At 34.4% G+C, this 18,801-nt stretch carries 24 protein-coding genes; 10 read left to right on the top strand and 14 right to left on the bottom strand.

The window, feature by feature from the left end; all coding sequences use genetic code 11:
• Window positions 1–62: 62 nt before the first annotated feature.
• The 7 genes from folE to CSUIS19072_RS02730 all read left to right on the top strand — a co-directional run bounded on the left by folE (window position 63) and on the right by CSUIS19072_RS02730 (window position 5,085).
• Window positions 63–632: a GTP cyclohydrolase I FolE gene (gene folE / locus CSUIS19072_RS02760; RefSeq protein ID WP_180381016.1), complete on the top strand. Its 570-nt coding sequence runs from the start codon at window positions 63–65 to the stop codon at window positions 630–632.
• On the top strand, window positions 629–1,948 hold the full coding sequence (fliI, locus tag CSUIS19072_RS02755) for a flagellar protein export ATPase FliI (RefSeq protein WP_086293380.1): 1,320 nt from the start codon (window positions 629–631) through the stop codon (window positions 1,946–1,948). The genes folE and fliI overlap by 4 nt, the downstream gene beginning before the upstream one ends.
• Before the next feature lie 87 nt (window positions 1,949–2,035).
• Window positions 2,036–2,785 (top strand): DUF4198 domain-containing protein, encoded by a 750-nt coding sequence (locus CSUIS19072_RS02750; protein WP_086237103.1) that lies wholly within the window; start codon window positions 2,036–2,038, stop codon window positions 2,783–2,785.
• Window positions 2,785–3,387, top strand: coding sequence for a cobalt transporter CbiM (gene cbiM / locus CSUIS19072_RS02745; RefSeq protein ID WP_086237104.1), 603 nt, complete (start codon window positions 2,785–2,787; stop codon window positions 3,385–3,387). The genes CSUIS19072_RS02750 and cbiM overlap by 1 nt, the downstream gene beginning before the upstream one ends.
• On the top strand, window positions 3,384–3,785 hold the full coding sequence (locus CSUIS19072_RS02740) for a hypothetical protein (protein ID WP_086237105.1): 402 nt from the start codon (window positions 3,384–3,386) through the stop codon (window positions 3,783–3,785). The genes cbiM and CSUIS19072_RS02740 overlap by 4 nt, the downstream gene beginning before the upstream one ends.
• Window positions 3,782–4,435 (top strand): energy-coupling factor transporter transmembrane component T, encoded by a 654-nt coding sequence (locus CSUIS19072_RS02735; RefSeq protein ID WP_086237106.1) that lies wholly within the window; start codon window positions 3,782–3,784, stop codon window positions 4,433–4,435. The genes CSUIS19072_RS02740 and CSUIS19072_RS02735 overlap by 4 nt, the downstream gene beginning before the upstream one ends.
• Complete coding sequence (locus CSUIS19072_RS02730; RefSeq protein ID WP_086237107.1) at window positions 4,432–5,085, top strand: energy-coupling factor ABC transporter ATP-binding protein; 654 nt, start codon at window positions 4,432–4,434, stop codon at window positions 5,083–5,085. Before CSUIS19072_RS02735 ends, CSUIS19072_RS02730 begins: the two co-directional genes overlap by 4 nt.
• Before the next feature lie 12 nt (window positions 5,086–5,097).
• Here CSUIS19072_RS02730 and CSUIS19072_RS02725 read toward each other — a convergent pair whose 3' ends face one another.
• The 3 genes from CSUIS19072_RS02725 to CSUIS19072_RS02715 form a co-directional block, all read right to left on the bottom strand.
• Entirely contained in the window at window positions 5,098–5,286 is a 189-nt protein-coding gene (locus CSUIS19072_RS02725) for a YgaP family membrane protein (RefSeq protein ID WP_086237108.1), read from the bottom strand.
• Window positions 5,287–5,395: 109 nt separating this feature from the next.
• Window positions 5,396–5,704 carry a hypothetical protein gene (locus CSUIS19072_RS02720; RefSeq protein ID WP_086237109.1) on the bottom strand — a complete coding sequence of 103 codons (309 nt, stop codon included), beginning with the start codon at window positions 5,702–5,704 and terminating at the stop codon, window positions 5,396–5,398.
• 6 nt (window positions 5,705–5,710) lie between these two features.
• Entirely contained in the window at window positions 5,711–5,914 is a 204-nt protein-coding gene (locus tag CSUIS19072_RS02715; RefSeq protein WP_086237110.1) for a hypothetical protein, read from the bottom strand.
• 218 nt (window positions 5,915–6,132) lie between these two features.
• On the opposite strand from CSUIS19072_RS02715, the gene CSUIS19072_RS02710 reads away from it, so the two are divergent.
• The gene (locus CSUIS19072_RS02710) at window positions 6,133–6,567 is read left to right on the top strand and encodes a hypothetical protein (protein ID WP_086237111.1); all 435 of its coding nucleotides are present in this window, start codon (window positions 6,133–6,135) and stop codon (window positions 6,565–6,567) included.
• A 1-nt stretch (window position 6,568) separates the two neighbouring features.
• On the opposite strand, the gene CSUIS19072_RS02705 is transcribed toward CSUIS19072_RS02710, so the two are convergent.
• The 4 genes from CSUIS19072_RS02705 to CSUIS19072_RS02690 form a co-directional block, all read right to left on the bottom strand.
• Window positions 6,569–7,639 carry a Cj0814 family flagellar-dependent secreted protein gene (locus CSUIS19072_RS02705; protein ID WP_086237112.1) on the bottom strand — a complete coding sequence of 357 codons (1,071 nt, stop codon included), beginning with the start codon at window positions 7,637–7,639 and terminating at the stop codon, window positions 6,569–6,571.
• A gap of 12 nt (window positions 7,640–7,651) precedes the next feature.
• On the bottom strand, window positions 7,652–8,503 hold the full coding sequence (locus CSUIS19072_RS02700) for a hypothetical protein (protein WP_086237113.1): 852 nt from the start codon (window positions 8,501–8,503) through the stop codon (window positions 7,652–7,654).
• Window positions 8,504–8,599: 96 nt separating this feature from the next.
• Window positions 8,600–9,166 (bottom strand): C39 family peptidase, encoded by a 567-nt coding sequence (locus tag CSUIS19072_RS02695; RefSeq protein ID WP_086293378.1) that lies wholly within the window; start codon window positions 9,164–9,166, stop codon window positions 8,600–8,602.
• Between the two features lie 9 nt (window positions 9,167–9,175).
• Window positions 9,176–9,961: a hypothetical protein gene (locus CSUIS19072_RS02690; protein ID WP_086237115.1), complete on the bottom strand. Its 786-nt coding sequence runs from the start codon at window positions 9,959–9,961 to the stop codon at window positions 9,176–9,178.
• A 324-nt stretch (window positions 9,962–10,285) separates the two neighbouring features.
• Here CSUIS19072_RS02690 and CSUIS19072_RS02685 point away from each other — a divergent pair, with 324 nt between their 5' ends.
• Together CSUIS19072_RS02685 and CSUIS19072_RS02680 are read left to right on the top strand one after the other, a co-directional pair.
• Window positions 10,286–10,495 (top strand): hypothetical protein, encoded by a 210-nt coding sequence (locus CSUIS19072_RS02685; RefSeq protein WP_141082458.1) that lies wholly within the window; start codon window positions 10,286–10,288, stop codon window positions 10,493–10,495.
• A gap of 6 nt (window positions 10,496–10,501) precedes the next feature.
• Complete coding sequence (locus CSUIS19072_RS02680; protein WP_086293376.1) at window positions 10,502–11,422, top strand: hypothetical protein; 921 nt, start codon at window positions 10,502–10,504, stop codon at window positions 11,420–11,422.
• 7 nt (window positions 11,423–11,429) lie between these two features.
• Here CSUIS19072_RS02680 and CSUIS19072_RS02675 read toward each other — a convergent pair whose 3' ends face one another.
• From CSUIS19072_RS02675 to CSUIS19072_RS02645, 7 genes are all read right to left on the bottom strand, one after another.
• Window positions 11,430–12,491, bottom strand: coding sequence for an ATP-binding protein (locus tag CSUIS19072_RS02675; RefSeq protein ID WP_086237118.1), 1,062 nt, complete (start codon window positions 12,489–12,491; stop codon window positions 11,430–11,432).
• On the bottom strand, window positions 12,488–13,057 hold the full coding sequence (locus CSUIS19072_RS02670; protein WP_086293374.1) for a ribonuclease HII: 570 nt from the start codon (window positions 13,055–13,057) through the stop codon (window positions 12,488–12,490). The genes CSUIS19072_RS02675 and CSUIS19072_RS02670 overlap by 4 nt, the downstream gene beginning before the upstream one ends.
• Before the next feature lie 29 nt (window positions 13,058–13,086).
• A complete protein-coding gene (locus tag CSUIS19072_RS02665) occupies window positions 13,087–13,797 on the bottom strand; it encodes an AMIN domain-containing protein (RefSeq protein WP_086293372.1) in 711 nt (236 codons plus the stop codon).
• Window positions 13,798–13,804: 7 nt separating this feature from the next.
• Entirely contained in the window at window positions 13,805–14,074 is a 270-nt protein-coding gene (locus tag CSUIS19072_RS02660) for a hypothetical protein (protein WP_086242315.1), read from the bottom strand.
• Complete coding sequence (gene eno / locus CSUIS19072_RS02655; protein WP_086293370.1) at window positions 14,071–15,321, bottom strand: phosphopyruvate hydratase; 1,251 nt, start codon at window positions 15,319–15,321, stop codon at window positions 14,071–14,073. The genes CSUIS19072_RS02660 and eno overlap by 4 nt, the downstream gene beginning before the upstream one ends.
• Window positions 15,321–16,355 carry a recombinase RecA gene (gene recA, locus CSUIS19072_RS02650; RefSeq protein WP_086293368.1) on the bottom strand — a complete coding sequence of 345 codons (1,035 nt, stop codon included), beginning with the start codon at window positions 16,353–16,355 and terminating at the stop codon, window positions 15,321–15,323. Before recA ends, eno begins: the two co-directional genes overlap by 1 nt.
• Before the next feature lie 93 nt (window positions 16,356–16,448).
• Window positions 16,449–18,801, bottom strand: a 2,353-nt coding sequence (locus tag CSUIS19072_RS02645; protein WP_337212025.1) for a hypothetical protein, incomplete at its 5' end; no start/stop codon positions are given.

Below are 18,801 nucleotides of genomic sequence, written 5' to 3'. Positions count from 1 at the left end.
AGTCAAAATATTGTAAAATCATACAAAAATTTTTAAGGTAGATTATGTTTGATAAAAGCAAAATGGCTGAATTTGAAAATTGCGTTAAAAAAATGCTTGAAATCATAGGCGAAGATCCAAATAGAGATGGCCTTATCAATACACCAAAAAGGGTGGCAAAAGCCTATGAATTCATAACTCAAGGCTATAATCAAAGTCCGATTGAAATTCTAGGCGATGCGATGTTTGAAAGCAGCAATAATGAGATGGTATTAATCAAAGATATTGAATTTTACAGCATTTGCGAGCATCACTTGCTACCTATAATTGGTAGGGCTCATGTAGCCTATATCCCTAATGGCAAGGTCGTAGGACTAAGTAAGATCCCAAGAATGGTAAATATCTACGCTAGAAGACTTCAAATTCAAGAGCAGATGACAGAGCAGATCGCTCAAGCCCTACAAGAAGCCATAAACCCAAAAGGCGTAGGCGTAGTAGTAGAAGCTAGGCATATGTGTATGGAGATGAGAGGAGTAGAAAAGATCAACTCAGTTACTACTACTTCGGCTCTTCGTGGCTCTTTTATCAAAAATCCCGAGACTAGAAAAGAGTTCTTTGATCTCATAAATTCCCCAAAATCGGTAAAATTTTGAGCCTTAAAAATATACAAAATCGCCTAGCCAAAAAGATAAATTTATCTAGTATTTTTGGGGTAATCACACGAATAAATGCTAATAATATCGAAATTTCAGGTCTTCGCCCTAGCATTGGCGATATCGTTAGGATTGTTAGTATAGATAGCGATAAAAATGAATTAGGCATGGTAACTGGTCTAAATCATAATGGCGCTAGTATAAGTCCATTTGGCTTTGTAGAAGGGTTTAAAGTCGGTGATAGAGTTTATGCGAGCGATCAAGGGATGAGTATCCCTGTGGGAGAGGCCTTGCTAGGTAGGGTTGTAGATCCATTTATGAATCCAAAAGATGATAAAGGGCCAATAGATTGCTATAGCTTTATGCCTATAATGCGCTCTCCAATTCCTGCTATGAAGCGTGGGCTAATTGATGAGAAATTTAGCGTTGGGATTAAGAGTGTTGATGGGCTTTTGACCTGCGGCAAAGGGCAAAAAGTGGGGATTTTCGCTGGTTCTGGCGTAGGCAAATCCACGCTAATGGGTATGATAGTAAGAAACACCCTAGCCCCTATAAAAGTAATAGCGTTAATTGGCGAGCGTGGTAGAGAAGTTCCTGAATTTATCCAAAAAAATCTAGGCGGCGATCTAACCAACACAGTAATAATAGTAGCCACAAGCGATGATAGCTCTTTAATGCGTAAATATGGCGCCTTTTGTGCTATGAGCGTGGCTGAATATTTCAAAGATCAAGGCAAAGATGTGCTATTTATGATGGATAGCGTAACTAGATTTGCTATGGCTCAGCGTGAAATCGGCCTAGCCTTAGGCGAGCCGCCAACCTCAAAAGGCTATCCACCAAGCGCTCTAACCTTACTGCCACAACTAATGGAAAGAGCTGGTAAAGAAGAAGGCAAAGGCTCTATCACGGCATTTTTCACGGTTTTAGTAGAAGGCGATGATATGAGCGATCCCATTGCTGATCAAAGTCGCTCAATCCTAGATGGACATATAGTTTTAAGTAGAGAATTAACTGATTTTGGGATATATCCACCCATAAATATTCTAAATTCAGCAAGTCGTGTAATGAGCGATGTCATCACCAAAGAGCATAAGCAAAATGCTAATAAATTTAAAAGGCTATTTTCTATGCTTAAAGAAAATGAGGTTTTAATCCGCATTGGAGCCTATCAGAAGGGCGTAGATAAGGAGCTTGACTACGCTATTAGCAAGAAAAATACTATGGAGGATTTTATAAAGCAAAATCCAGATGAAGGGGTAGAATTTGACAAAACTATAGATATGCTATCTAAAATAGTTGGCACTCAAAATCCTTAATATATAAATTTAAATTTTAAAATTAAGCAGTATAAAAGAGCAAAAATATCATAATTACAACTAATATTTTTTTAAAAAGGGTAATAAATGAATTTAAAATCACTATTTGTAGTTGCAGGAGTTGCGTGTGCGGCGTTGGCTCACTTTGGGGTGGTTATCCCATCAAATTCAACCATAGATGACCAAGAACAAGCCAAAGAGATAATCACATATAAATTCACTCATCCATTTGAAGGTATGATGATGAACTTAGATAAGCCAGTTGAGGCTGGGGTTTTTACTAATGGTAAAAAAGAGATTTTTTCGAATTTAATAGAGAAAAAAGATGGCAAAATGAGCTATTATGAAACTTCATATAGCATTAAAGAGCCTGGCGTTTATCAATTTTATATGGATCCAAAGCCATATTTTGAACCAGCTGAGAGTGTATTTATAAGACATATAACCAAAACTATAGTAGATGCCTACGGATATAATGATGGTTGGGATGAGCCAATAGGGTTAAAAACAGAGATTATACCACTTACTAGACCTTATGGACTTTATAAGGGAAATATCTTTTCAGGCAAGGTTTTATATAAAGGAAAACCGGCTAAAAATACAATTGTTGAGATTGAGTATTTAAATACAAAAGGGCTAAAAGCCCCAGGAGATGACTATATAACCCAAGAGGTTAAGACAAATGAGCTTGGGGAATTTAGCTTTGCTATGCCACTTGCTGGATGGTGGGGATTTTCTGCTTTAAATGAAGATGATGAAAAGATCAAAAAAGATGGCAAAGAGTATCCAGTAGAGATTGGGGCGGTAATTTGGGTAGAGACTAAGGATTATGAATAATGCATATTAGCGAAGGCGTTTTAAAGCCTGAAATCATAATCCCATCTAGCGTTGTAGCTGGGGTTTTGGTGGTATATCTTTTGTATAGATTAAACTACAAAGATATCCCTAAAATCGCTTGTATGAGTGCGATATTTTTTGTAGCTTCTTTTATTCATGTCCCACTTGGTCCTACTTCGATACACTTGATATTAGGGGGTTTGGTTGGGGCTTTTTTAGGCGTGAATGCCTTGCTTGCGATATTTGCTGGGCTTTTGCTTCAAGCTTTATTTTTTGGATATGGTGGGATTAGCGTTTTGGGGGTAAATTTGCTTATGTTAGCCTTGCCAGCGATACTTGGTAGGTATTTTGTAAAATTATCACTAAAAGAGTGTAAATATCAAAAAATATACCAACCAATATGCTGGTTTTTAGTAGGATTTATCTCGCTTTTAGGCTCAGCACTGATTTTAAGCGGTGTTTTGGTTTTAAATGGTAAGGAATTTTATGCTATAGCTAGTGTTGCCTTAGCGTCAAATTTGGTTTTGATGATGGTAGAAGGTATAATAAGCTTGTTTGCTATAGGCTTTATTTATAAGGTAAATAGGGGGTTATTAAATTGAAAACAATAGCTTTAATACTCTTGTTTTTCGCCACTTTAAATGCTCACTCTTTGAAGGTTTTTGCTGATATTGATGGTGATTTTGTCGTTATCAAAAGCTATTTTTATGGAAATTCACCTTGTAAGGGCTGCAAAGTCGATATAATCAAAGATAAAAAAGTAATACAAAATACCACAACAGATGAAAATGGAGTCGCTAGAGTTAAGTTATTAGCAAATGAATTTGAGATTTTAGTTGATGGATCTTTAGCTCATGAGAGGAAAATTACATTTACTACAGATAAAGAGATCATAGAAAACAAAGAAGATAGCAATCTAGTATATATTTTAAAAATAGTTGGCTCTATAGCTGGTATTATCATATTTTTTGGGTTTTTGTATTTTATAAAAAGAAGATGATAAATCCATCTATATCACTACTTTGTTTTTTTATTTTTAGCTTTTTTCTAGCACTTAGCGGGGAGATTTATTTGACACATTTATTGCCAATTATTTTTCTAAGCTTAATTAAATTTAGATATTTTTTTGAGATTTTAAAACGGCTATTTTTTCTAAATTTATTTATAATTTTAGTCGCTTTAAGCGTGATTTTATCGGATAATTATCATTTAGCACTGCTTATATTTATCCGTTCGAATTTGATTATTTTATTTGGGCTTTTGCTATTTCATAAAATGGATTTTTACGATATGGCTTTTGGTATATCACGCCTTGGTCTTGGGAGCAAGATCAGCTATCTATTTTATTTTTGTATTAGATTTATACAGATGGCTAAGATGGATTTTTATAAATTTAAACGCACTTTAAAGGCTAGAAATTTTAGCCATACAACCTCGATTTTTGCTTATCAAACATATGCTAATTTGGTCGCAATGCTATTTTTAGGTACGTTTGAAAAATCACAAATACTAGAAAAAACCATGCAAATAAGGGGATTTAATGGCAAATTTTACAAGCTTGAAAATAGCTTAAAATTTGGATTTTATGATATTTTACTTATAATTTTACTCTTAATCTCGCTAATTTTCAAACAAGGAGTTTTGATTTGAGCTGTTCTGTAACTTTGAAAAATATAAAAGCCAAAATTGGCGATAAAATTTTATTTGAAAATCTAAATTTAAATCTCTCTCATAAAGAAAAGATCGCCATAATAGGTCAAAATGGCTGTGGCAAATCAACCCTCCTTGAGATAATAGGCGGTCTTAAAATGCCTTTAGAAGGTAGCGTGGAGATATTTCACGAACCTATGAAAAGCTTAGATGATTTTAGAAAATATAGAAATTTACTTGGATTTTTATTTCAAAATAGTGATGATCAATTTATCGCTCCAAGTGTAATTGAAGATGTGGCTTTTAGCCTTTTAGCAAAGGGGGCAAGCAATGATGAAGCTAGAAAACGAGCTGAGTTTATGCTTGGTGAGCTTGGGATTTTACACCTTAAAAATGAGATAGTTTTTTATCTCTCTGGCGGTCAAAAGAAGCTTGTAGCCTTAGCTGGAGTTTTGATAGCTCAGCCTAAAATCCTTTTGCTTGATGAGCCAACGACTGCGCTTGATTATGAAATGCAAATAAAGGTAGCAAATATCCTTGAGAGTTTGGATATAGCTCAAATCATCGTTTCACACGATAAGGAGTTTATAAATAAGGTAGTTGATAAGGTCTATTTTTTGACTAAAGATGGGCTAAATATAGAAGCTTAGCCCATCTTAAATTTATGGATTATTTTTCTTAAATGGGCAGCTTTGTTTGCCTAATACCCTGTATATTGGGCAAAAGCCTATTAATCCTGTTATCAAAGGCACCAAACCTATCAAAGCCCACCAACTAGCATAGAAATACCATACTCCAACTATCACCAAAATACCGATTACAACTCTTAAAACTCTTTCAAATTTAGACATATTTACCCCTTAATATTTGTATAATTATAGCTAAATTTTTGAATTTTATCTGTGATTACCTTGAATTTTGTGAAATTATAAATTTATATAAAACCCCTTAAAAAGGGGCTTAAACATATATATCAAGCTTTAAATATGTCTTGGAGTAATTTATCTCAATTCCATCAAAGCTACTTTGGCTAACTGGTTGGGTGGATTGGGTAGTTTGGGTATCAGTAGAGCTGGTATCTGTGTTACTATTTGTAGCACTTATGTTAAGCTCTTCTTTGGTGTATTCTATACTTAAGAGCTTTTTCTCTTCCTCTTTTTGCCTAGCTATCTGTTTTTCTAGCTCTATTTGAGCGAAATCTAACGCAGGTTTGCCCCAAAATTTTACCTTCGTATCAATAAGCTTTCCACAAACATCTACAAGAGCCATTATCACCTACCAATTACAAATTCTAAAGCCTTTACAAGCTGCTTGCTGATAAATATGCTGTTTTGGGGTTTGGCACGATTTATAATGCCAAGATGGATAAGCTTTGCAACCTTGATAGAGACTTGCTCTATTCTCTATCTCATTTAAAGAAAATTCATTTGCGAAAGCAACTGCTGTCAAAATACTCAAGAAAAAAGCAATTTTTCTCATATTTGATTCTCCATTTGTGGTTTAAGGGTATATTTAAATGCCCTTGAATTCACCTATCGGCAAAATCACAAATAAATTTAATTTTTTAAGCTTAAAATAGCATTTTTTATTTTATGTGTGTAAATTTGTAACAATGTTTTATAAAAATATAAAAGAACTCTTTTTATTTTTTTAAAATTTGCGAAAATTATATCACATTTTTATTCCAATGAGAGAAAATGATAAAAAAGTTTCTTTTTTTATCATTTTTAGTTGCTAGCTTAGCTAGTTTTTCATTTGGTGCTGATTTATTAGCTAGTCTTACTAATGGCAAAATTAGTGATAATAGCCCTGGTGTAAAGGTGCTTAGTTTAGATGAAGCGAAGCAAGTTAAGGGTGGGTATTATTTTATAAATACTGGTCTTGTCGCTAGAGATACCATACGCACTTATTATTATTATGAAGTAAGAAACGATAATGGTTCTACTGTAAATTCTAACTTTGGCTATGGTTCAAATGTGATTATTGCTGTCCAATTAGGTATTCCTCTAAATAATAGAAACGGGATACCACGCTATGATGTAGTTGCTTTAAATAAACAAGGTCAAAAAATAGCTAGTGGATTTTGGAATGGAACAGCATATAGGATTTTACAAGCAGCTGGTGCATTCTAGATTACACCCTTGATTTATTCCAAATTTCCATAGCATTTTGTAGCATTTTTAGCTTTGTGCTAGAGCTAGGTTCGCCAAAAATACTGCTGTAAGGATTGTTTGTTTGTAAAAATGTATCCAGATCTAGCCAGTCTTGCTGAGTTTGTTTGTTACTTACGACATCAGCAAGACTGTAAATAGGCATAGTTCTAAAAGCCTGCCTAACGGGAATTTCAGTATTTAGGCTACTTTTGCCACCCATAAGCATACCGCCACCTTGCGAATGGATAAAACTAACAAACATACTTTCTATACTATATGCGCCGTCTTGGCTATCATACACGCTCATATCGTGATCAAAAGCATTGTCTCCGTGCAAACCTTGTGGAATTTTAAAATAAATCTCCCTTACAAGCCCGGTATCTACACCCTGAGAAAATGAAGCTGTTTGGCGCAACTGCTCGGTATCTTGCTTGTTAAAAATATGCGTAATTTGTGCATCTCTAAAATCGATCTCCACTATATCTCCAACCACAAAAAGAGATGGTCTCGTATCAGCATATCCACTTGGCAATTTATTAAGCTCTGTTTTTGTATAGCTCTTCTTGTCAGTATCTACGAAGTTTTCAAATAGCTTATAATACTGTCCTACAGTATCAGCATAATCAATATTTGTAGCCACTATATTTGTGCCAGTAAGCCAGCTTGTTTTTTGACAGTATTCTTGTGTTTTATTATTTATAGCATCTAGTGTGCTTTTGTGAATTTTAAAGTCTTGTGGCAAGCCAGCAGCTTTGTTAAAATCCGCCCCCATAAAGCCTTTGCTATCTACGCTATATCCGTAGGCAGTAGCAGTAGTTTGATTTACAGTAGTTGCCGAGCTTACAGCCGAATTCATAGCTAAATTTATCTCTACATTTGAGCTAGGGAATTTTAAGTATTCCATGCCACCCACTTCTAGCTTTTTGTCTGTTTTTATATCGCTTTGTATCTCATTAGCGAATTCTAGATTAAAAGTTTTATTAGAATTTTGTTCTTTACTACTAAAACTAGAATTCCAGCTTGTGAAATTATTATTTTGTGTTACTAGCATTTTTACCCTTTTTTAAAATTTTTTCCATAAAGTCATACCAAATACAGCATCAGGTGTAGCTGAACTTCCACCAAAGCTAGAATTTACTCCTAGTGCTGTGTCACTATTTACACTATAAGTAGCCCCTACGCTATAAGTAGGCAATGAGCGAGTATTTGTGTTTTTGTAGTCATTTATTTTTTGCGCTGATTGAAATCTTTGTTCTATGCCTAAATCAAGGCTGATTTTAGGGCTAAGGACTATGGATAAATCTCCACCAAAATAAAAGCTATTTCCGTATTCTATATTTGCTAGGTTAAATTTTCTTTTTTGATTATAGCCGTATCCTGCTTTTATACCATATATTACTGGGTCGCTATAGCCTTTTAGTGAGAATTCTAGATTTTGAGATTTTAGCCAAAAGTTTTTTGTCTCATCGCTTAGTCTTTGTCTTTGGGCTATTGCTGATTGAAACCTTGCTTGTGGGATCAGCTCTGCTATACTATCAAAGGTATAAATAAAGCCTAGCCATAGAGCATCAAAGTTGTATTTAGTAGAGCTTTCGTGTTCTAAGGTATTGTAGTTAAAATACTCATTTCTAGCCCCACTAGCCGAGCCACTTGCCAAAACATCTAGCTTTGGAGTGATTGTGTAAATAAAAGTTTGTGACAGGGTCAATTGCTTGGTATCTTCCCAGCTTGTAGCAGCTGAGTTTATATTAAGCGTTGGGTATAGGCTATATGTATTTGGATTGCCTGAGCTTGTCAAAGATAGATTTGTAATACTTCTAAGACCTATTTGCTTTTTAAAAAGAGTATCTATATTTAGAGCATCAGATGCGTAAATAGATACACTAAGAGCAAGTAGGAGTAGGAGTTTTTTCATTTACTTTCCTTGTTTTTATTGTATATTAAGCAATATCTGTTCCAAAATGAGAGAGAAATAGTTTTGTAAAATAAATTTAATTATTTAAAATCAATTCTAGAATTTCTCAAAGAATATTTTATTTGGGAAGTTTATTTTTTCTCTTTGAAATTCTAGTTTTGGGTTTATTAGCAGTGCGTATCCACCATTTTTATCCCTATCCCAAAGGCTGTAAAACTGAGATTTAGATGCTATATACTCGCCGTGGCTAGGGTCAAGGATAACAAGATAATCGCCATCATAGTTTATAAGCACCACAAAATGTGGAAATCTAGGATCATCTTCTATTTTTACAAGAATTGGCGCCTTTAAATGCTCTAAAATATCTCTATCTATTTTATATGATTTTGCTTCGTAGTTTAGTGATTTTAGAGCATCTTCAAGGTCAGCAAAGCTTACCATATCAGTGTGTAACTCTTTTTTGCTAAAAACTTTTATCATATCCATTTCAGTGAAGTTTTGCTTGTCTATGAGATTTAGGATTGTAGCCATACCAGCAGCACCACAAGAAGCCTCGTAGCTTTGTCTTATGGTGCGAGCATTTTTTATCTCTTGATATGATTTTACAGCAAAATCTGCACAGCAATGACAAGTTAATAAAAATGCTAAAAATATGCTTTTCATTTGGATAGTTTATGCCCTTATATCTATTTTTTTCATAATTTCTAAAAAAGCTAATGGATTATTATTTTTTAAAAACTCTTCAAAAAATGTTTTTAAAAGCTCATTTTTGCTCTCAGAGTTTAGATTTTTGCTTTTTGCTCCGTTATATTGTCGCATTAACATACGATTTTTGCGTTCTATTTCATCAGCTGCACTTGTTATATCAGCTGCTACTTCGCTTAGATTTTCTCTTAAATTACCAAAATCAGCTTTGATATTTTTTCCGCCACTTTGATCGCTTAGCTCTTTTACTCTATTTTTCCACTCATCTATGCTTATAGGTTCAAGAAACAAAGCACTAGCTTTTTCTTTCATGTTTGGCGCGCTAAAATTTATAGCATTTTCATCGTAGAATTTCACAATTTCTAATTGTTCTTCATCACTCATAGCGATAAATTGCTCCATAAAAGTTCCTTTTTTCTCTCCGCCAAAAATAGCTTGAGTTAGCGAATATTGTAATGCTTCTACAATATTGCCATTAGGTTTTGGCGAGTTTAAGAGCTTATAGATTTGGGTGCTTTTTGGATCGGTTTTCTCATCATTGCTCAGCTCTTCTTTCCAAAGCTTGATTTCTCCGTTTTTTTCTTCACCTTTTATGCCTGAGTTTACAAATGCATCAATTTTTGCCTTACTTAGCTTGCTTGCGCTTAACTCGTTTTGGTTTTTTACTTCGTTTGAAAATGCCTTTGTTATAGCAGCATAAGCTCCAGCCTCCACAAATCTAGAACTAAAAGTTTGTGAAAAAATATCATTCATTTTAGACCTACCTTGTAACCCAAGAGCTGTCTAAATGGAGCAACAAGTGAGTTTGTCGCCGCTTCTGAGAAAAAAGCAATTTTTTTCATATTTGATTTCTCATTTGTGGTTTAAGGGTATATTTAAATGCCCTTGAATTCACCTATCGGCAAAATCGCAAATAAATTTAATTTTTTAAGCTCAAAATAGCATTTTTATTTTATGTGTGTAAATTTGTAACATATATTAGAATAATTATGAAAAATATGGAAACAAATATAATATTTTTGTAAAATTTTTGCTATGATTGCCCTAAATTATAGAAATATAATCAAAGAAGTTAATATGAGAAAAATTATTTTTATACCGGTTTTGCTTGCTAATTTTGCTTTTGGTGGGACGCTATATAATAACTATTATAATAAGGTTATAAAACCATATAATAATAACTATAATGCCAATACAAACTCACAAACCTACCATCAAAGTATATATTCTAATGCGTTTTGTGCATGGTATGGGTGCATTTCTGGAAGCTGGACTAATAAAAAATAGTTTAATATGGATAAATTAAAATTTAACCACTTTGGATATGAGAGCATAGCTGGTATAAGTATGTTCTCACTCCAAAAACAAGCCATAAATAGCAGAAGTGATACTGAGCTATCCAAGCTTGATAAGAGTATAGACAGCATGACTAGCACAAAGATTAAAGTAAATTTTAATGAGAGTGCTTTTAAAAATCAAGTATATTTTAAAGATAATACAAGTGGAGAGTATATAAAAATAGGTCTTAGTGATGAGAATTTAAATAAGCTTAAAAGTGTATTTGATACGAAAGATTTTTTTAGTAGAGATGATGGCTCAACTATCTTAAATGGCAAGGCTGAGAGCTTTGTAGGGGGATGGTTTGGGGATATTGCTTATAAAAGGGGATATTTAGAAGCTGATAGTAATAGCGATGGATTTATGAGTAGCGTAGAGCTTATGGATACATATTCGGGGTTTGGCTCTGAAGGTAGATACTATTTGGGCACTATGAAAGCAATAGCCGATGGAGCTAGCGGCTATACACAATATACTAAAGAATTCCAAAATAGACACTCTACAATGTCTAATAATAACAAATACACAAGCGATACAATAGAAAAAGAGCTAAATAGAACGCTAAATAGTGATAAAAATAGCGATGGCAAGTTAAGCTATGGCGAATTAATAAACAAAAAAGAGCACAAAGAAGATGTAGATGATGTAATAAACTATATACTAAAAGAAAAACAAAATATAAATTTAAGCGTAAATGAAGCTGATAATAGAGTTGTTATAGCATATAACAAACAAAGATCTGGTAGCACTTTAACCCCTGAAGAAAAAGCACTATTATCTAAGGCTGGATTATTACAAGATGATAAACTGATTAATTTAAGCTCAGTTATAGAAAATATAAGTGCTAATATAGCCAAAGTGGATTTTAGAGTGTGATTAAGGCCTAATGTAGCCACACGGCCCACTGCCAAAACGGCATTATATTGTATGTGATTTTATCGATTTTAACCATTTGGCTTTGCGAATTTGATATTATATCTACTCTTTTTAGCCCAAGCTCATTACAATAATTACCTAGCTTTTTAGCTTTTAAAACTGCAAGCTCAAACGGTAAAAACGGCAAAACCAAAATCCCCAAATTCATATCTGGAATGATAAAATCAAGATAATTGCTATATTTTATCTCTTTTTTTAGCTTTAAGAGTTCGCAAAATACCATATTTGCTATTATCGCCTTAGGATCTTTATGTAAATTTAACGCCGTCTTTAACGCAAAATCGCTAAAATACACCCTTTTTAAATTACTATTTTCATCTATATTATAAATAGTTTTTATAATATTTTGATCTTTAAGATCTAAAATATTTTGATACAGCTTATCCTTACTAAGCTTCATATGCGATTTTAAGGATTTATAAATTTTAAATATATTTAGTGGTTGATGTATGTAATTAGCTATATTTGCTAAGATTTTGGCATTCAACTCCCCTTTTGAGGCTTTTATATGTTTTTGTAAAAACGCTCCAATCTCAAATTCGCTTAAAAATGGACTAAAGGCTAGATTTCCACGATTTAAAAAGTGGCTAAAAAGCGTTTTAGCATCATAATTTTTACGATAAAATAGTATGAATTCTTCATAATCTAGCCCAAATATCTCAAGCTCATCAAGCCCATCTATATGAAGTGAGTTTAAATCAGTAGAGACAATAATATTATCGCAATTTGGCAAGATAGGTGGCTCTTTTACATTTTCAATCGCTACTGCATTTATGCCATTAGCCTTAATAAACTCATCAAGATTTTGCTCCACGCCAAAGCTTCTTACATCATCAAGATCGATATACAAAAACTTCTCAAATTTGCTTAAATGGTTTAAAATAAGTGAGCTTTTTCCGCTACCATTAACGCCTTTTAATAGGGTTTTTGGGCTTTCGATTTTGATTTTTCGCTCTAAAAACTCTCTTGATTTTGGCGGATTTTGATACAAATACTCTAAAATACTCAAATTTTATCTCCAAAAAGAGAGCTTTGAAGAGCTTTTGGCTTAAAGCTTAGTCTAGTCAATTCATTTGAGCCATATTTTCTAAGTGCTTCTATATGAGCCTTGACCCCATAACCCTTATGCTTAGCATAGCCAAAATTTGGATATAAATAATCAAAAGATCGCATTTGCATATCTCTACTAACCTTAGCAATGATACTAGCAGCACTAACTTCGGGCACTTTCGCATCTGCTTTGACTATGGTTGTAATCCCTTTAATCCCATAATCACAGTTCCCATCATAGATTATCTTGTGATCTTTAAAGTGAAATTTAATCACCATTAACGCTTGTCTTAAACAGTTGCTAAGCCCTATTTCATCTATAATTTTATTGTTAAAATATATGGTTATAAATTCGCATTTTTCAACCAAATTTAGATAGATTTTCTCCCTTGCTTTAGGAGTTAGCTTCTTAGAATCTTTTAAGCCAAGTTCGCTTGTATCGCCATTAAAAGCACACCCACAAACCACTAACTCACCAGCTAAAGCACCCCTACCAGCTTCATCAACACCGCAAATATTAGCCATAAATTTCTTTAATCAAATGCCTTTAAGCCTTATCTAAGTGTCAAAGTATATCCATTGCCGCTTTGTCTTATGGCATAATGATAATTACCATCTAAAAACAAGACAACCCTATAATATCCCTTGTGGGCTCCTATTGTGGCTTTTTTTAGTGGGCCTTTGTCGATTTTTATAGTTTTTGTGGTAAAATCGCTACTTCTGCTAAAATCCATAACAATTTTATCAGGCTTATTAATAATAAAATCCCTTATAATCTCATCACTGCTAATAATCTCAATTTTTGAGTTGAAAATATCAAATTTGATAAAATCCATAAACGAAACACTTTTTAGCGGTGGCTCTATCTTTGGCGGAACGCTAAGTGGCTTTGGTGCTGCTTGTTTAGCCACAGCTTGTTTGGTCTGCTCATCAGTAGTAGTTACAGACACATCAAGGGCTGGAGTAGCCTGAGTGGTTACTGGCGATTGCGATGAGATGATTATATCATCATGCCAGTCAAAACTCGCATTAATATCAACTATTTTTTGCTTAATGCTACCATCTATAGATTTATAGCTAAAAGTCGCACTCACTAGCTCTCTAGCATCGCTTGGGAATTTAGCAATTACTCTATCTAGTTTTGGAGCGTTTTCACTAACATTTGTTGAATCTAGCGTAGTAACATTAATATCATCAGGAACAAACGGATTTTCTCTAGCTAATAAAGCTATAGCACAACTTGCTATTAATATAATTTTTTTCATTTGACACTCACTTATAGCTATCTGGATCTAGTCCAATTAGCTCAAAATACTCTTTTTGTAGAGCTGAATTTAGCTCTTGATACTTCTTGACTTCATTATCTAAGGCGGCTTTTTGCTTTTTTAAGTCGTATAATACAGTTGCTGAGCGACTTCCAAAAAAGACATTACCAACATAAATTGCAAATATTATAGTGGCAAATATCAGCAAGGAGTATGCGATAACCCTTCTAAATGAACTTGGCTTCTTATACTCCAGCTCGGCTAAAATAGGATTCAAATCCCATCACCTACATACTCTCTTGTTTCGCACTCAATCTCAAGTAGGCGATTATATTTTGCATTTCTTTCGCTTCTACTTGTTGCGCCTGTTTTGATCTGACCTGTATTTAACGCCACGGCAAAATCAGCTATAAAGCTATCTTCGCTCTCGCCACTTCTATGGCTCATTATGCATCTATAGTCATTTCTTTGAGCTAGACGCACTGTTTGCATAGTTTGGCTTACTGTGCCAATCTGATTTGGCTTGATAAGAACTGCATTTGCTATGCCTTTTATAATTCCCTCTTTTAGAATTTTCTCATTTGTTACAAATAGATCATCACCAACAAGCTGAACTCTATCTCCAAGCCTATCAGTTAGTAGCTTCCAGCCCTCCCAGTCATCTTCACTAAGGCCATCTTCGATTGAAAATATCGGATATTTTTGGCACAATTTTTCGTATTTCTCCACCATCTCTTGACTTGTAAATTCCTTGCCTTCAAGCTTATAAACCTTGCCATCATATAACTCACTAGCTGCGACATCTAAGGCTAGTTTTATCTGTTCATTTGGTTTATATCCAGCTTTTAATATCGCTTGCATTATCAGCTCTAGTGGCTCTTCATTATCTTTTAAATTTGGAGCAAATCCGCCCTCATCACCAACAGCCGTGCTATGGCCTGCATCATTTAATAGCTTTTTTAGAGTTTGATATATCTCAGCTACAGCCCTAAGCGCATCGCTAAAGCTAGAAAATCCAAATGGCATAATCATAAATTCTTGAAAATCCACGCTATTATTAGCATGAGCTCCGCCATTTATAATATTAAACATCGGCACAGGAAGAATAGAAGCATTAGCCCCACCAAGATACCTATATAGCGGAAGTTTGCTTGAATTTGCCGCCGCTCTAGCTACTGCCATGGATACGCCAAGAGCTGCGTTAGCACCGATTTTACTAAAATTATCAGTGCCATCTAGTGCGATTAGAGCATCGTCAATCGCCTTTTGATTTAACGCATCCTTACCACAAAGCTCTTCTGCTATCATTGAATTTACATTTTTAATAGCCTTTAAAACACCCTTACCACCATATGCTTCTCCGCCATCTCTAAGCTCTAAGGCCTCCCTTTTACCTGTGCTAGCACCACTTGGGACTACTGCTGAGCCTGTGCTTCCATCGCATAGCGTTACAAAGGCTTTAATCGTAGGATTTCCACGACTATCTAAAACTTCTATAGCTTTTACTTCTTTAATTACTGGCATTACTCTTCCCCACTTTCATTTTCATCATCTGCACTACTCATCATACTATCGCCTAGATTTTCACGGATTTTAGCGGTGATCTCATCAGCGATATTTAAATTCTCTTTTAAAAACGCCTTAGCATTCTCTCTACCTTGACCAATTTTCGTGCTTTCATAGCTAAACCAAGCACCGCTTTTATCGATTATATCAAGCTTAACACCATAATCTACAATCTCGCCTTCCTTGCTTATGCCCTCGCCAAACATTATATCAAATTCAGCCACCTTAAATGGCGGTGCGACCTTGTTTTTTACTACTTTTACTTTTACTCGGTTTCCTATAGGCTCATCGCTTTGTTTAAGCGTAGCGACCTTACGCACATCAAGGCGGACTGAGGCGTAAAATTTAAGCGCATTACCGCCAGTTGTAGTCTCAGGTGTGCCATATCCCATGGCTCCTATTTTCATACGAATTTGGTTGATAAATACAACCGTAGTTCCCATTTTATGGACGATACCAGTAAGCTTTCTTAAGGCTTGGCTCATTAGCCTTGCTTGAAGGCCGACATGCTGATCCCCCATATCGCCTTCTATCTCGCTTTTTGGTGTAAGCGCTGCAACGCTATCAACTATGATTAGATCCACCGCTCCACTTCTAGCTAGGGTCTCTACAATATCAAGAGCTTGTTCGCCAAAATCGGGTTGAGATATATATAGATTATCAGTATCTATACCTAAATTTTTGGCATATTTGACATCTAAGGCATGCTCAGCATCCACAAAAGCACAAACTCCACCATTTTTTTGACACTCAGCTATCAAATGTAAGGTAAGAGTAGTCTTACCAGAGCTTTCAGGGCCATAAATTTCTATAATTCTACCTTTTGGCACCCCACCAATACCAAGAGCGATATCAAGCCCAATCGATCCTGTGCTAATACTATCAATAGGCTCAATCTCCTTATCTCCTAGCCTTAAAATAGTGCCTTTACCAAAGGCCTTATCAATCTGCTTAAGAGCTAAATCAAGGCTTTTTTTCTTATTTTCGTCCATAATTTTCCTTGTGATTTTGGTTATACAAATGGGGTTATTTTATCTTAAAAAAGCTAATAGCCTAATAAAATTTAAATATAAATTTGATTTTTATTAAAATTTACTCTTAATTTGAGCCATAATAGAGTGGCTTTTTGCTTCATTAGCATAATTGCCATAGTAGATTATAGATAAATTTGTATTATCATCTACCTTACATCCTAAGGCTAAGCTTGTATCTATATAGGTGTTAATGAGCTTAGTATCTGCCTTATCCATATTTAAATTTTGATATTTTAAGGCGGTTTTGTGAGTATCGCTTAATAGCCTTTTTACCCCAATTTTTGCCGTGGTGTAAATATTTTCATAATCCTTTTGCCATGCGATGGAGGCTGATAAATTTGGCAAGTTTAGATGAGATTTAGCATACTCTTCATAGCCTAAAGTATAATTGCTTATATTTATTCTATCATAGCCTAGAGATAGCTCTGGGGATATGGTGTTATTATTTTGGTAGATATTGACCCCAAAAGCCGCACTAGCACCTATGGAGCTTAATCTAGCTCTATCTGAATTTAGATACTCTAGCGTCGTTGTCCTAGCCTCATCTAATTTAACTATTTTGCTTTTAATATATTTATATGCACTATGTAATTTGACATACGCATCTATCCTATCTAACAAATTTAACTCCCCATAGTAGCTAACCCCTGTGTAGTATGATCTATCATCTAAGCTAGAGCTTCTTGGCATATTGGTACTAGCATACTCATAGCCAGTATAAAGTGCCACCATAGCACCTATATCTAGGGTTTTACTAGCTCCTATTAGAGCACCATAAGTATTTGTGGTGGCTTTGCCATTTTGTAAATTTAGCTTTGTATGGCTAGCATATGGCGTAGCAAATCCCACCCAGTCATCACTGCTTAAATCAAAATTTGTTAAATTCAGCTTCCTTAGTATATCCATATGGGTGTTGCTAGATATAGTGTGATTGTTTATCCATACTCGCGGTATATCTACTTTAGCTTTATTAGAGATTATATTTATAGCTTGTCCGCCACCAGCTAAGGTTATACAAGTCATATTCATTATTCCATTATTGTTAAATACCAGCGTATCACAGTTTATACCAATCTCATCGCCCACTCCGATATAGCTAGTGCCATTATGCTTTAATACCATATTATCTAGTGCATGCACGCCACCGGTGCTACTACCTGATGAGACTATGATGGAGTTATTACCAAATTTAATCCCATCTACATTATCCCCAGCTACAAATATCCTATCATCTATATTGGCATTGCCATTAGTGGTATCTATACTGCTTAGGCTAGTCCCGCCTAAGCTAATGCCCCACATAGTAATATCTATGTTTCCATTATTATATATTTGAGCACCATTTTGATCTTTAAATATTATCTTGCCGTAATTAGCTAAATTTGATATATTAGCACCAGTATCATTATAAATTCCATATTTTTTCGCTCTTATGGTGCCGTGGTTGATTATTCCAGCTATTTTGCCTTTATTTTCTATAGCTTTATCTTGAGTGTATAGACCTACATTCATTCCAGCGTTATTTATCATATTTCCGATTATCTCGCCAGAGTTTATTAGCTGTTTAATAGTATTTGGCGAGTTATTGATAATATCGCCTACTATCTTACCATTATTATCTATCTTATCTATTGTTCCATCGTTATAAATAGCCGTGCTAGAATGAGATATAATCGTGCCATTATTTTCTATAGTGCCTATGTAGTTATCATTGTAAATTCCATTATATCCGCTTAGAGTGCTACTATTTGTAATCTTTGATATGGTGTTATTATTGCTAATCCCAGCGTGATTTTCGCCTTCTAAATTCGCATTAATTATCAAATCTGTAATCTCGCCGCTATTTTTCACCCCATAATCTAGCCCACTCATATCAGTTTTAATATTAACCCTACTAAGCACACTATCATTATCAATAACAATCGAAGTTTTTTTATCAATCTGTATTTGACTATCTATCTCGCCTATAATTCCGCTATTTTTAATTATCGTTTGTGAGTCGCTTAAGAGCTTTGAGCTTGGCATAAGAGTTAGCTTTTCTATCACGCCTTCATTATTTATAGCTGCTTCCTTGCCACTTATAGTCCCTGAATTAATCAAATTTGAGATTACTGAGCTATTATTTATACCAAATTTATCTCCAGCGATGACGCCTTGATTATCTATCTTATCTATTACTCCGCTATTATCTAGCCCAATCTTTGCAGTTATAGTGCCGTGATTGATTAATGAGCCTATTTTATTACTATTATTAATCCCGATTTTACCGCCACCTATAGTTTTAAAATTTTGTAAATTTGCTATTTCGCCTTGGTTATTTATAGATGTTATACTATTTTGATTATTTATACTATCTATCTTACCTTGGTTGTTTATCGTTTGAATATTTTTTATATTATCGATA

The sequence above is a fragment of the Campylobacter sp. RM19072 genome, from assembly GCF_024723485.1.
Classification (GTDB): Bacteria; Campylobacterota; Campylobacteria; order Campylobacterales; family Campylobacteraceae; genus Campylobacter; species Campylobacter porcelli.
This window is presented reverse-complemented; position numbering and strand designations above follow the sequence as displayed.